At 57.2% G+C, this 13,767-nt stretch carries 13 protein-coding genes and 1 pseudogene; 3 read left to right on the top strand and 11 right to left on the bottom strand.

All coding sequences use genetic code 11. From position 1 onward, the window contains the following. Positions 1-8: 8 nt before the first annotated feature. Positions 9-257 (bottom strand): AbrB/MazE/SpoVT family DNA-binding domain-containing protein, encoded by a 249-nt coding sequence (locus tag RWM61_RS01195; RefSeq protein ID WP_313996488.1) that lies wholly within the window; start codon positions 255-257, stop codon positions 9-11. Between the two features lie 200 nt (positions 258-457). Further along, entirely contained in the window at positions 458-922 is a 465-nt protein-coding gene (trmL, locus tag RWM61_RS01190) for a tRNA (uridine(34)/cytosine(34)/5-carboxymethylaminomethyluridine(34)-2'-O)-methyltransferase TrmL (RefSeq protein ID WP_313996486.1), read from the bottom strand. 155 nt (positions 923-1,077) lie between these two features. On the opposite strand from trmL, the gene RWM61_RS01185 reads away from it, so the two are divergent. After that, the gene (locus RWM61_RS01185; RefSeq protein WP_313996484.1) at positions 1,078-1,776 is read left to right on the top strand and encodes a response regulator transcription factor; all 699 of its coding nucleotides are present in this window, start codon (positions 1,078-1,080) and stop codon (positions 1,774-1,776) included. 196 nt (positions 1,777-1,972) lie between these two features. On the opposite strand, the gene serC is transcribed toward RWM61_RS01185, so the two are convergent. Next, a complete protein-coding gene (gene serC / locus RWM61_RS01180; protein WP_313996482.1) occupies positions 1,973-3,061 on the bottom strand; it encodes a 3-phosphoserine/phosphohydroxythreonine transaminase in 1,089 nt (362 codons plus the stop codon). 95 nt (positions 3,062-3,156) lie between these two features. Between serC and RWM61_RS01175 the strand changes: the two genes are divergently transcribed. Beyond that, positions 3,157-3,285, top strand: coding sequence for a hypothetical protein (locus RWM61_RS01175; protein ID WP_313996480.1), 129 nt, complete (start codon positions 3,157-3,159; stop codon positions 3,283-3,285). A 12-nt stretch (positions 3,286-3,297) separates the two neighbouring features. Next, positions 3,298-3,717 (top strand): annotated as a pseudogene (gene thpR / locus RWM61_RS01170) (RNA 2',3'-cyclic phosphodiesterase); the annotation flags it as partial. A 118-nt stretch (positions 3,718-3,835) separates the two neighbouring features. Here thpR and glnA read toward each other — a convergent pair. The 8 genes from glnA to RWM61_RS01130 form a co-directional block, all read right to left on the bottom strand. Next, entirely contained in the window at positions 3,836-5,260 is a 1,425-nt protein-coding gene (gene glnA, locus RWM61_RS01165) for a type I glutamate--ammonia ligase (protein ID WP_313996478.1), read from the bottom strand. 268 nt (positions 5,261-5,528) lie between these two features. Further along, positions 5,529-6,593 (bottom strand): 3-deoxy-7-phosphoheptulonate synthase, encoded by a 1,065-nt coding sequence (gene aroF / locus RWM61_RS01160; protein ID WP_313996476.1) that lies wholly within the window; start codon positions 6,591-6,593, stop codon positions 5,529-5,531. A 374-nt stretch (positions 6,594-6,967) separates the two neighbouring features. After that, positions 6,968-7,921 (bottom strand): 4-hydroxy-3-methylbut-2-enyl diphosphate reductase, encoded by a 954-nt coding sequence (locus tag RWM61_RS01155; protein ID WP_313996474.1) that lies wholly within the window; start codon positions 7,919-7,921, stop codon positions 6,968-6,970. 36 nt (positions 7,922-7,957) lie between these two features. Then, a complete protein-coding gene (locus RWM61_RS01150) occupies positions 7,958-9,466 on the bottom strand; it encodes a HAMP domain-containing sensor histidine kinase (RefSeq protein ID WP_313996472.1) in 1,509 nt (502 codons plus the stop codon). Next, complete coding sequence (locus tag RWM61_RS01145; RefSeq protein ID WP_313996470.1) at positions 9,466-10,158, bottom strand: response regulator transcription factor; 693 nt, start codon at positions 10,156-10,158, stop codon at positions 9,466-9,468. Before RWM61_RS01145 ends, RWM61_RS01150 begins: the two co-directional genes overlap by 1 nt. A gap of 85 nt (positions 10,159-10,243) precedes the next feature. Then, positions 10,244-11,836 (bottom strand): trypsin-like peptidase domain-containing protein, encoded by a 1,593-nt coding sequence (locus tag RWM61_RS01140; protein WP_313996468.1) that lies wholly within the window; start codon positions 11,834-11,836, stop codon positions 10,244-10,246. Positions 11,837-12,066: 230 nt separating this feature from the next. Further along, positions 12,067-12,732: a response regulator transcription factor gene (locus RWM61_RS01135; protein WP_313996466.1), complete on the bottom strand. Its 666-nt coding sequence runs from the start codon at positions 12,730-12,732 to the stop codon at positions 12,067-12,069. Then, the gene (locus RWM61_RS01130; RefSeq protein WP_313996464.1) at positions 12,710-13,765 is read right to left on the bottom strand and encodes a sensor histidine kinase; all 1,056 of its coding nucleotides are present in this window, start codon (positions 13,763-13,765) and stop codon (positions 12,710-12,712) included. The genes RWM61_RS01135 and RWM61_RS01130 overlap by 23 nt, the downstream gene beginning before the upstream one ends. Positions 13,766-13,767 lie beyond the last annotated feature (2 nt).

The following is a 13,767-nucleotide window of genomic DNA, read 5'->3' as shown; positions in this document are numbered from 1 at the left end:
AGTACGGCTTACTTCCGCAGCGAAATCATATCGGAGACGCAGCCTGCGCACAAATAACGGTCTTTAAACTCGCGCACCTCATCCATGGCGCCGCAAAATACGCATCTTGGACGGTAACGCTCCAAAATAATGTGATCGCCCTGCACCAAAATTTCGACAGGATCCCCTTCGTTCATCTGGTACCGTTTTCTAAGCGATTTGGGCAGCACGATACGGCCCAACTGATCGACTTTGCGCACAACTCCAGCCGGTTTCAAATGTATCACCTCTCCTGTGTCCTTGTCCTAGTCCTAGTCATTTACATGTGCAGAAACCTTGTGCACTATAAACTTTCTCTAAGTGAGTTGCTTTTCCTCCCTGTTTTTTGTTTTTGCTTAATTTCCTGCAACTCGGTTTCATTCCGGAGGAGAAGGGAATTCTACCCCGTATTAAACCATTTCCTTTATTTTGAACCTGTTTACATCAACCCGGGAAAACCGTTTTGCCGAAGCGCCTCATACACGACGATCGCGGCCGAATTCGACAAATTCAGCGACCGCACCTTATCGGTCATCGGCATTCTCATGCACGTATCCGGAAAAGCGTCCAACAGCTCGCCCGGCAGCCCCTTCGTTTCTTTGCCGAACACGAAAAAATCCCCGTCCCGGAACCGGAAATCCGTATACCGTTTATATCCTTTGGTGCTGGCAAAAAAATAGCGGCCGCAGGCATATTTCTTCCTCACATCCTCAAACGAGTCGTGATGCTCCACGTTTACGGCGTACCAGTAATCCAGCCCCGCCCGTTTCAGCGTCGCGTCGTCCGTGCGGAAGCCCAAAGGATGCACCAGGTGCAGATGCGTGCCGGTCGCCGCGCACGTGCGCGCGATGTTGCCGGTGTTCGCCGGAATTTCCGGCTCAACCAGCACAATATGAAATGCCACGGCCTTCCTCCTAACCCGGCCCGATTTTAACCGCATCGGAAAGGATAAGTTTCTTAGAGCGTTAAGGTTTAACACTTGCTTTACACCGGCTTAATCTTTCGATTAACGTCGCTCTGCATAATGAAATTACCATTCTGGGCAAAGGAGAAACCGGTGTGAACAAAAAAATATTGGTGGTAGACGACGAGCCGTCGATCTCGATGCTCATCGAATTCAACCTCAAACTGGCGGGCTACGACGTCCGCTGTGTCCATGACGGAGAAGCGGTATTCGATATGCTTAAGCCGTTCCGGCCCGACCTGATCGTGCTCGACCTGATGCTGCCCAAGATGGACGGCTTCCAGGTATGCCGGGAGCTGCGCAAACAGAGAAACGAAGTGCCGATCGTCATGCTCACCGCTCTCCAGGACGTCACCGACAAGATCGCCGGCCTGGATAACGGCGCCGACGATTATATGACCAAGCCGTTCAGCCCGCAGGAGCTCGTCTCACGCATCCACGCCATTTTCCGCCGCATCCGGACGCTTCCCTCTTCCGGAGACGGACTCCAGTACGAGATCGGGCACTTGACGGTGCTGGCCGAGCAGCGCGAAGTGCGGCTCGACGGAAAGCCAGTCGATTTGACGCCCAAGGAATTCGAGCTGCTCCTGTTCCTATGCCGCCATAAAGGCAAGGTGCTCAGCCGCCAACAGCTGCTGCACGGCGTCTGGGATTATCATTTTCTCGGCGATACGCGCATCGTCGATGTCCATATCAGCCATCTGCGCGACAAAATCGAGCGCAATGCCCGGATGCCGGAATATATTTGGACCGTCCGCAATGTCGGCTACAAGCTGTCCGTACCGCAAGGCTGACAAACAACAGCAGATCGCCCTCTCCTCCTGACCGGAGGAAAGGGCGGTTTGCTTTTCGTTTATAAATCAGTAGATGTTTGCAGCGAAGGTTGTTCGGGGGAAGAGCGACTTGTTTGTGCCCGTTTCCACCTTGTATGGGCTTAGTGGATCAGGAAACGGGCGCGAAACGGAGCGAATCACCCGAATAACCGAAGCCTTACCCGTTGCGGCGCTGGAAATCGATCATGAATTGGGCGAGCGCTTGACAGCTCGCCATTGGAACGGCGTTATAGACCGAAGCGCGAAGGCCGCCGACATCGCGATGTCCCTTCAAGCCGATGAAGCCTTGCTGCTCGGATTCCTTGATAAACAGCTTTTCCAGCTCTTCGTTGCGGATGCGGAACGTGACATTCATGCGCGAGCGGCTTTCCGGAAGGGCAAACCCTGTATAAAATCCGCCGCTGTTATCGATCGTGTCGTAAATAAGCGCGGTCTTCGCCTGGTTAACCTTCGCAAGTTCGCCGACGCCGCCATTGGAGCGAATCCATTTCAGCATCAGATTGACCATATAGATCGCGAAGGACGGCGGCGTGTTGTACAGCGAATTATTTTTGACATGCGTTTCGTAACGCAGCATGGACGGCAGCGATTTGGGGCTGGCCGCCGCCAGGTCATTGCGAATGACGACGAGCGTCACGCCCGAAGGACCGAGATTTTTTTGCGCCCCCGCATAGATGACGCCGAACTTCGACACGTCGACCGGACGGGACAGAATATCGCTCGACATATCCGCCGCGAGCGGCACATTGCCCGTATCGGGAAAAGCTTGATACTGGGTGCCTTCGATCGTTTCGTTGGATGTGACATGTACATAAGCGGCATCGTCCGGGATTACAATATCGGTAATGGCCGGAGTCCGGCGATATCCGTCGCCCTCCGACGATGCCGCGACGATCGTCTCGCCGATAAGCCTCGCCTCTTTGACCGCCTTGTTGGCCCAGTTGCCGGAAATGGCATACGCCGCGGCGCGGCTGGGTGCCAGCAGGTTCATCGGCAGCATGGCGAACTGCATGCTGGCTCCTCCTTGCAAGAACAGGACATGGTAATTATCCGGAATGCCGAACAGCTCCCGCAGCAGCGATTGAGCCTCGTTATGCACCTGCTCGTAAGCGGCGCTGCGGTGCGACATTTCCATGATCGACATCCCGGCTCCGTTGAATTCGACGAATTGCTCCTGCGCCTGCTGCAGCACCTCAAGCGGCAGCGCGGCCGGTCCAGCATTGAAATTGTATGCGCGGTTGCTCAACATACCTACCCCTTATCTTCTTTTTTTGATATGGTTTATGATAGCAAGTTTACCCGAGCGCTTCAAGTGAATAAACGCACACAGGGGGTAGTTCAGTGGAAAAATCGACCCGTCTTTTTACCGGCATCGCCTTACCGGAACAGATCCGCAACGAGCTGAGCGACCGTCTGCCGAAGTGGCGGCGCAAGCTCGCCTTCGAGCGTTGGCCGCATCCGGACGACTGACACGTCACTCTCCACTTTCTCGGTGAAACCTCTTCGGACAAGGTGCCCGGCGTGGAGACCGCCTTGGATGAAGCCGCCCGCTCGACGCCTCCGTTTGAGCTGACGCTCGAAGGGTTGGGCGTTTTCGGCGCCCCACGGAGTCCGTCGATTCTGTGGGCGGGACTTGCCGGCCCGCTCGGTCCGCTGCTCAAGCTCCATGCGGCGTTGTCGGATTCATTGCTCCGCGAAATCGGCTTTGAAGCCGAGAAGCGCCCGTACTGCCCACACTTAACCATTGCCCGCAAATACAAGGGGAGCGATCGCTGGGACGCGGCGCTGCTCGAGGACGGGTTTTCTCCGCTGTCATTCACGGTTCATGAAGCCGTGCTGTTCCGAAGCCGCCTGGGGCGTTCGCCGATGTACGAAATAATCCGCCGTTCGCCGCTTGGCTGACGGACAAAAGGGTTCCCAGCCGGGAACCCTTTTGTTGTTGGTCATTTATATGGTTCCGGGGCCCCGAAAAGCGCCGGAATTACGCCGCAAATCCAGGCTCCACTTGTGCAAGAACGGCTTAGCAATCGTAGTACAGGCTGTACTCATGCGGATGAATACGGATCGATACGGCTTTTGCTTCCTGGCGTTTGAACGCCACATAGTTCTCGATGAAGTCTTGCGTGAACACGCCGCCTTCCGTCAGGAACTCGCTGTCCGCTTCCAAAGCGTCAAGCGCTTCGTCCAGGGAACCTGGAACGCTGCGGATCTCTCTCTTCTCTTCGTCGGAAAGCTCGTAGATGTTCTTGTCGAACGGCCCGTAGCCGAGCGCTTGCGGATCGATTTTCCGCTTGATGCCGTCCAAGCCCGCCAGCAGCATCGCTGCGAATGCAAGGTACGGGTTAGCCGTCGAGTCCGGCGTACGGAACTCGATGCGGCAGCCTTTCGGCGTAACGGCCGCAACCGGAATCCGGACAGCTGCCGAACGGTTGCCCTTGGAGAACACGAGGTTAACCGGCGCTTCGTAACCCGGAACGAGACGCTTGAACGAGTTCGTCGAAGGGTTCGTCAGCGCGATCAGCGCCGGCGCATGGTGCAGAATGCCGCCGATGTAGTGCAGCGCCATTTGGCTCAGGTTCGCATAGCCGCCCTTCTCATAGAACAGTGGGGAGTCGCCGTTGAAAATCGATTGGTGAACGTGCATGCCGCTGCCGTTGTCGCCGAACAGCGGTTTCGGCATGAACGTTGCGGTCTTGCCGTATTGGCGGGCCGTATTGTGGATGATGTACTTGTACTTCATCAGGTTGTCGGCCGTTTTGGTCAGCGTGTCGAAGCGGAAGTTGATCTCGCCTTGGCCGGCCGTCGCCACTTCGTGGTGATGGCGCTCTACGCGCAATCCGGCTTCCTGCATCAGGCGAACCATCTCGGAGCGGATGTCCTGCTGCGTGTCGATCGGCTGCACCGGCACATAGCCGCCTTTGGTGCGCACTTTAAAGCCCAGGTTGCCGCCTTCTTCCTTGCGGCCGCTGTTCCAGCCCGCTTCCTCGGAATCAACCGAGTAGTAGGACGTATTCATGCCGCTCTCGTAGCGGACATCGTCGAAAATGAAAAACTCGGATTCGGGAGCAAAGAAAGCGGCAGTGCCGACTCCGGATTTCTGCAGGAATTCTTCGGCTTTCTGCGCGATGCTGCGCGGGTCGCGCTCATAACGCTCGCCGTCCGGCGTATGGATATTACACATAACCAGCAGTGTCGGATGGTCCGTGAAAGGATCGACATAAGCGGTCTCCGTGTCCGGCATCATCACCATGTCGGACTCCTCGATTCCGCGGAAGCCCGGGATCGAAGAACCGTCGAAAGCTACGCCGTTTACGAACGTATCGCCATCAACCTCGGATGCAGGCAGCGTAATGTGATGCGCGCGGCCCGAGAGATCCACGAAACGGAAGTCGACAAATTGAATGTTGTTTTCCTTGATTTTGTCCAAAACACTTTGAACTGACATCTAAAATTTCCTCCATTTCCGAACATTAACGGTAGTTAGAACGCCGAACGTTCTACTTTTTCTTTTTAAACTGTCACTATTATAGAACTCGTCACTTTACACCGTCAATACTTATGTCAGATATTTTTTACGGAAGTGTCAGCTATGCTAACAAAAGTTCACATTTTGTAGAAAGCCTTATTATATAACGAAAAAACAGCCTCTTGTCGAAGGAAAAATCATCCTTCGGGGAGGCTGTTTGATTCTGCCGTATCGGCATTTCCGAATGTTAGACCACTTTCCAGGCCGCGAATTTCTCCTTCGGCTCTTTGTTCGTATTAAAGGTTTTGCCGACGACGCCGGCGATCACTTCAAGCTCCTTCAGCAGCGCCGCGAATTGGTCCGGGAAGAGCGACTGGACGCCGTCGCCGGTCGCCGAATTGTCGGGATCGGTATGCATTTCGATGATCAGTCCGTTAGCGCCGGCGGCCACCGATGCTTTGGCCATCGGCTCCACCAGCTCGCGGCGGCCCGTGCCGTGGCTCGGGTCGGAGATGACCGGCAGATGGCTCAGGCTTTGCAGCACCGGAATCGCCGCCAGGTCAAGCGTGTTCCGCGTATATGTTTCGAAGGTGCGGATGCCGCGCTCGCACAGCATGACGTTCGGATTGCCGCCGGCCAGAATGTATTCCGCCGCATTGAGGAATTCGTCGTAGGTGGCGCTGAATCCCCTTTTCAACAGCACCGGCGTCTTGATCGTTCCGAGCTTGCGGAGCAGATCGAAATTCTGCATGTTGCGCGTGCCTACTTGCAGAATGTCGGCATACTCGGCGCAAACATCCACATATTCGGGCGTCATGACCTCCGTAATCGTGAGCAGCCCGTGCTTCTTGCCGGCCTCCGCCATCATGGCGAGTCCCTCAACCCCGATGCCCTGGAAGCTGTAAGGCCCGGTTCTCGGCTTGAACGCTCCGCCCCGCAGCACCTGACCGCCGGCCGCTTTCACCAGACGCGCGATCTCGTCGATCTGCTCCGGCGATTCGACCGCGCATGGGCCGCCCATCACGACAAGGTTTGGGCCGCCGATTTTCACACCCTTGATCTCGATGATCGTGTCATCCGGATGGAAATCCCGGCTCGCCAACTTGTACGATTTCGAAATTTTGATCACGTTCTCGACATGCTTCATGGAACGCAGATGCTCGGCGAGCGCCGGGTCGGCCTTGCCGATAATCCCGATCACCGTGCGGTCCGTGCCGCGCGATACGTGCGCCTGCACGCCCGCTTTCTCGATATGCCGCACGATCTCCTGGATTTTGTCTTCCGTTGCATCCGGCTTTGTAATGACGATCATCGTTGTTATCCCCTTTCGCACTTCAACGCTTATATGCTTTTAAGCTTTTACGCTTTTAATCATTAAAGCAATCATACGGGATAATGCGCGTCGCCGTCAAGAACAAAATATCTGACCTGCGTTTTGCAGGTTGCACGGCGGTGAAGAGCTACTCGGCTGTAATTAAGCGACGTTCGGACGCACTTTAAAAAGGTTGGCGGGAGATTGGAGGACAGCTATAGGACCGTAGGTGGCGAAGTTTTGCCGCATAATTAGCGGCGGTCGGCGGATCGGCGAAAGAGCTATAATTGTCCACGCGAAAAAGGCCGTGAACGTTTTCCGATCAGGGCCTTTCATTAAAGCTTGCTACCCCGGCCGCCGGCATCCAACCGCCGTCAAGACGTGGCCGACTTCTCCCGTACCGTCGGCAGCAGCTTGTTCATGTTGACTGTCCGGTTGACGTCCCAGGTTTCGGGCCGGTCATGGTCGTATTGCTCCAGATACGCGATCACTTCCTTCGTGATCGGGGTCGGCGTCGAAGCGCCGGACGTGACCGCAACCCGGGTGATGCCCTTCAGCCATTCCCGCCGGATCTCCGTAACGTCGGCCACGCGGTACGCCTTGACGCCGGCGATCTCCTCGGACACCTGCGCCAGCCGGTTCGAGTTGTTGCTGCGCGGGTCGCCGACGACGATGCAGAGCTGGGCCTGGCCGGCCTGCTCAGCTACCGCCTCCTGGCGCACCTGCGTCGCCAGGCAAATCTCGTTATGGATCTCCGCCGCGGGAAACCGCTCAAGCAGCCTGGCGATCAGATGCTTGATATCCCATTGCGACATCGTCGTCTGGTTCGTAATGATGATTTTGCCGGACGGCACCCGCAGCTTGTCGATTTCCTCTTCGCGTTCGATCAGATGCACATGCTCCGGGGCAATGCCGATCGCGCCCTCCGGCTCGGGATGCCCTTTCTTGCCGATGTAGACGACCTCATAGCCGTCGGCCACCTTCTCACGGATCAAATCGTGCGTCTTTGTGACGTCCGGACAGGTCGCGTCGACGACAGCGAGCCCTTTCTCCCGCGCTCTGAGGCGCACCTCGGGCGATACGCCGTGGGCTGTAAAAATAACAGTGCCTTTATCGATCTGATCGAGGATGTCCAGCCGGTTGGCGCCGTCAAGCGTAATGACGCCCTCCTTCTCGAACGCATCGGTCACATGCTGATTGTGCACAATCATGCCTAAAATATAAATGGGCCGCGGCAGCTCCAAATTTTTGGCCGTCTGCAGGGCCAGCACCATGGCGTCGACGACGCCGTAGCAATAGCCGCGCGGCGATATTTTAACGATTTCCAACGTGCCACCCGCTTTCTGGCCGGCATTCTGACAGGCTTATCCGTCCAGCCGGCCCGGTTGTTCCATTATACCCGAATCGTCCCGGGGAGGAAAGAATTCCGGCAGCCAGACGATGAACGTCGTGCCTTCCCCTTCCCGCGTTTTCACTTCAACCGAGCCGTTGTGCTCGTCAATGATCCATTTCGCGATCGAAAGGCCGAGTCCGGTGCCGGCCGTTTTGCCCCGCGACAGGTCGGCCCGGTAAAAGCGCTCGAAAATATAGGGAATTTCCTCGCTGTTCATGCCGATGCCCGTGTCCCGCACGACAATGCCGGCCTGGCCGTCGACCTTGATCGCCTTCAGCTCCACCTCGCCGGAGGTTGTGTACTTAAACGCGTTCTCGATGAAAATGAACACAAGCTGCCGCAAATAATCCGGGTTGCCGTTCACCATAAAGCCCCGCAGGGACGACAAATCGCCGACCAGCCATTCCGCCTTGCGCGGCAGCAAATGGGCCCGGCGGGCCACCTCCTCGACAAGCGGCAGCAGCTCCACCGGCTGCTTCTCCATCTCGTACCCGGCATCCGCGCGCGCGAGCGACAGCATATCCGCCACAAGCCGGCTCATCCGCTTCGCTTCCTCCGATATGTCACGCATCGCTTCCAGCGACAGCGCGGCCCGCTCGGGCTCCAGAATCAGGGAGACGCTTCCGGCCGAACCGGCCTCGATCGCCTTCAGCTCCTGCCGCCACATTTTCTCGAGCAAATCGATGTTGCCGCGGATGGTGGTCAGCGGGGTTCGCAGCTCATGCGAAGCGTCCGAAACGAACCGCCGCTGCGCCTTGTACGCATCGTCCAGCTCGTTATAGGTCGTCTCGATCCGCGCCAGCATGCCGTTGAGCGTATCGGTGAGCAGACCGATCTCGTCGTTCGGATCTCCTCTGGGAATGCGCATGCCGAGATTGGCGCCGTTCTCGATCCGGTTGGTCGCCAGAATGACGTCCTCGATCGGCCGCAGCGCCTTCCGGGCAATGAACAACCCGAGCGTGAACGCCAGAAAAATGACGACGATCGACGTGAAAATCAGGATCGTGCGCAATCCTTCGAGAAAGCGGTACTCGCGCTCGGTGCTGGCGGCGACCTGCAGCAGACCGATAACCTGATTGTTTTCTTCCAGGACGAGCGGCGTTTGATAGACCAGGAAATGAGTACCGTTCACCGTCATTTCCACGAAACCCGGTTTCGGGTTGCTCTGTAAAGAAGGGTAGGGCAGCCGGATTTTCGCTTCCCGAAGATTGCTGGACGGGACAACCGAATCGGTTACATAATTGACGATCTGCGCGTACATGCCTTCATAGCCGATCCGCACGGTCGGATTGATTTTGAAATTATTGAAATAATCGATGGATGAGCTTACGTCGATTCTGCGGACCTGATTGTGAATCTGCTGCTTCGTATCGCTGAACGTATTGTACCGGACGAAAAAATAAATCCCGCTGCCGAGCACGATCATCGTCACGGCCAGCAAGCAGGAGTACCATAACGTCAGTCTTAGCCGGATGGACATTACCCGTTCTCTCCCTTAAGCACATAGCCGGTGCCCCGGACGGTTTGAATCAGCCTCCGCGCGCCGCCTTCCTCCGTTTTCTGGCGGAGCATGGCGATATAAACCTCGAGCACGTTCGATTCCCCGCTGTAGTCGTAGCCCCATATTTTCTCCATAATCGTCTCGCGGGTAAGCACACGCCTCGGATTCTGCATGAACAGGTGAAGCAGATCGAACTCCTTGCTGGTCAGATCGAATACGCGCCCCGAACGGATCGCCTCGCGGGAGTCGAGATCGAGCACGAGGTCGTCAAAAACCAGCCGCGCCGCGCCGCCTTCGCTCTTCTCGCTTTTCCGCCTCAGCAGCGCGCGCACGCGCGCCAGAAGCTCCTCCAGCGCGAACGGCTTCACCAGATAATCGTCGGCGCCGGTGTCGAGCCCTTTGACGCGGTCTTTGATTTCATCCTTTGCCGTCAGCATGAGAACCGGTACGCTGCTGCCTCCCTCGCGGATGCGCCGGCACACCTCCCAGCCGTCGACATGCGGCATCATCACGTCGAGAATGACCAGGTCCGGCTCGGCCGCGAGCATCGTCTTCAAGCCTTCCAGGCCGTTCGCCGCCGTCGTCACCTCATAGCCTTCAAACGCCAGGCTGCGCCGCAGCAGCGACGTTATTTTCTCATCGTCGTCCACGACCAATATTTTTTGTCTCACCGACGTTCCCCCTTCAGCTACCACCATGGAAAAGAGCGCAGACGGCCGGCGGCCTGCCTGCGCTCCGCGTGCGAACAGCGTGCGGTTACTGCACCACGTTGAAATCGTTCTTGTTGCCGATTGTAATGACTACATCGATCGATTTGCCGTTGCGGATCACATTCATGGTTACTTTATCGCCTACTTTTTTCTTCTGGATGGCGGCGATCAAATCCTCTTTATTATTGTATTTTGTCCCATCCATGCCGACGATCACGTCATATTGGCGCAGATCCGCTTTGAATGCCGGCGAATTGTACGTAATATTGTAGACGATGGAGCCGTTCGTGTCGGCCAGTCCCAGCTGGGAAGCCATCTCCTCGGTAATATCCGACAGCGTTGCCCCGATGAACGGCGACGGCGCCTTCGGAACTTGCTTGTTCGCCTCAAGCGTGTCCAGGACTTCCTTGATCGTGGTGGTCGGAATCGCGAACCCGATGCCCTGCGCCTGCGTGCTGACCGCGGTGTTGATGCCGATGACTTCACCGTTCAAATTGATCAGCGGACCGCCCGAGTTGCCCGGGTTAATCGACGCATCGGTTTGCAGCAGGTTTTCATAGTTGCGTGTGCCTTGCGCATCCGGTATGGAGATCGGACGCCCCTTGGCGCTCAGTACGCCGACCGTCACCGTATGGTCGAAGCCGTTCGGGTTGCCGATCGCGACCACCCATTCGCCGACGTCGATCTCCTCCGAGTCGCCGATCGGAAGCGTCGGGAAGCCATCGCCTTCGATTTTCAGAACCGCCAGGTCCAGATTATAATCGTTGCCCAGAAGCTTCGCTTCAAACGGCTTATCGTAGCCTTGCACGGTCACCTTGATTTGGTCGGCATCCCCTACGACATGCTGGTTGGTCAGAATATAGCCGTCTTTCTTGTACAGGAATCCGGAACCGAGCCCGTTCGGCATCAGCTGGCCGCCGCCGTTCCCGCCTTGGTTCGGCGTCGGCGCGCTGAAATCATCCCCGAAAAACTGGCGGAAGAACGGATCGTTGAAAAGTCCGTCTCCGCTGCCGCCTCCGTTGCCGCGGCTCCGTACATAGGTCTCGATCTTGACGACCGCCGGGCTGGATTGCTCGAAAATTTTGGCGATATTGTTCGGACGCACAATGTCGAGCGCGTTGGAAACGGGCTCGGAGCCGCCATTCTTCGCCGTCGCCGCCGAAGAATTGCCGCCGCTTGCCGACTGCCCCTGAGACGCCAACGCCTGATCGGATGAAAACCAATTCATTCGATCGGACGCGACCGTCAGGCCGCCGAGCACGAGCACGCCGGCCATGAACGACGCGAACATCGCCTTGAACGAGGTCCGCTTTCTTTCCCGCACCTGCCAGTTTTTCGTCGCCGCGTGCGACGGCTGGACAGGCGAATACACCGGTACGGCCTTCGGCGGCGTGATGTCGACCGGCCCTTGGGAAACGACCGCATGGCCGTTCTGGCGCTCCTGCTCCGCGCGCCCTCCCGGCGCCGTCCCCTCTTGCTCTACATGCGAGGACTTAAAAGGCCCGTAAGAATAGTAATAGGACGGCTTTTGCGTGTCATCCGTTTCGTCCCGTCCGTTCGTATCGCGCTCTCCGTTAGCCTGGGAGCTTTGCTTCCCGAAGAAATCGTCGAACGGATTTTTTTTGTTCTGATCGTCCATGCCGCTCTCCTCCTTGACTTGTATATGAACATCGCTGGTCGACTGATCGACTGATCGCTAAAACTATCATGCACAATCTACATTAAACCAATCTTAAAAAAATTATAAACGGAAATAAAAAAAGGGAAACCCGTTTCTTGTCGACACGGGCGCCGTCTCCTTGCCGCGCGTTGTCTTTTGCAGGTTTGCCCGTTGCCTTTCGATTATGTATGAAAAAGTTCTTTGCACGCTCAGCTCGAGCGTACCCAACCTTTGCGGTGGGCATGAACGGCGAGCTGTGTCCGATCCTCCAATTCGCACTTCATCAGCAGGTTGCTGACATGCGTTTTCACGGTTTTGATGCTGATATGCAGCTCTTCGGCGATTTCTTTGTTGGAGCGCCCCTCCGCGATCAGATACAGCACTTCCTTCTCGCGCTCCGTCAGCCCTTCGTCCGCGCCTTGCGCCGTACGCCGGCGAAGACCGCGCGTCAACGCCTGCGACACTTCGCCCGTCATCACCGGCATGCCCTTGACGGCGCCGTTCAACGCATAGATCAGCTCCTCCGCCGATACGGTCTTGAGCACATAGCTGACCGCGCCGGCTTCGATGGCCGCAACCACCTTTTCGTCCTCCAGAAAGCTCGTGAGCAGCACGATCTTCATGCCGGGCTCCTCCTGAAGCACCGCGCGCGCCGTCTCGACGCCGTCCATCTTCGGCATCATCAAATCCATCAGAATGACATCGGGCTTTTCCTCCGGCGACATGCTGCGCAGCAGACGCATCGCTTCTTCGCCGCTGCCCGCCTCGGCCGAGACGCGGAACTTCGATTCCAGCATCAGATAGGTTCGCAAACCCGCCCGCACCATATCGTGATCGTCCACGATCATAATTTTATATTGATCCGCTGCGCTCATTGTCTTCCTTCTCCTCTTTCGCCAATTTCGGAATCGTCACTTTCACCCGCGTTCCCGCGCCCGGCTTGCTGATGATTTCCCCGTCTCCGCCGAGCTTCCGTGCCCGCTCCCGCATCGTGGACAAGCCGTAGGAACCGGCCTTGACCTGATCGGCCCTGAAGCCGGTTCCGTCGTCCTGCAGCGTCATCACATACTGCCTTTCCGTCTCCGCGAGGAGCAGCGACGCTTTCTTGGCCCCGGCATGCTTGACGACGTTGGCCATCGCCTCCTGGATAATCAGAAACAGCTGATGCTCCTTCGCATCGGACAGCGTGCCCGCAACGCGCCAGCCGAGCTCGCCCTGGATGCCGTTCAGCCGGCAGTAATCCGGAAACCACTTATCGAGCGCCTCGTGCAGGGAACGGCCTTCCAGCTCGAGCGGTCTCAGCTGGGCGATCAAGCCGCGCATCTGCTTCTGGGCCATCGCCGACATATGAATAAGCTGTTCCATGACGCTTTCCGCCCGCTCCCGGTTCATTTCGAGCAGCTTGGGCAGCGAGGAAGCCGACATATGAATGGCGAACAGATGCTGGCTGACCGTATCGTGAAGATCTCGCGCCAGCCGCTTCCGCTCTTCGAGCACGGCCGCCTCGTTCGAGGCGGCCTCCCGCAGGATATGCTCCTCGCCCGCCTTCTGGAGCCACTGCATGCGCTGCTCCAGCGCTGCCGCCATTTCATTGAATTCATGATAAGCGGCGGTGAACGACCTCGCTCCCGCCTCCGGGATGCGAACCGCCAGATTGCCGTGCGCAACCTGCTTTACCGCCAGGTGCATCGAATCGATCCGGCGTTGTATGCGCTGGGCGGCCCAATAGCCGAAACCTGCATTGACAAGCAATAAAGCAACCGAGACGGCCGTCCATATCTCTGCGAGCGCCATCCCCGCTCCTATGAAGACGACGCCGACGTACATAATGAGAAGGGACAGCAGCGAGGAGCCCAGGAACAGAAAGATGAGCTCCCACTTGTTGCTGCGCCAAAACCGGACCATCATCC

It is taken from the genome of uncultured Paenibacillus sp. (assembly GCF_963515335.1).
Classification (GTDB): domain Bacteria; phylum Bacillota; class Bacilli; order Paenibacillales; family Paenibacillaceae; genus Paenibacillus_I.
Note: the sequence above shows the minus strand (reverse complement) of the source record. Positions and strands in the feature narration are given on the sequence as shown.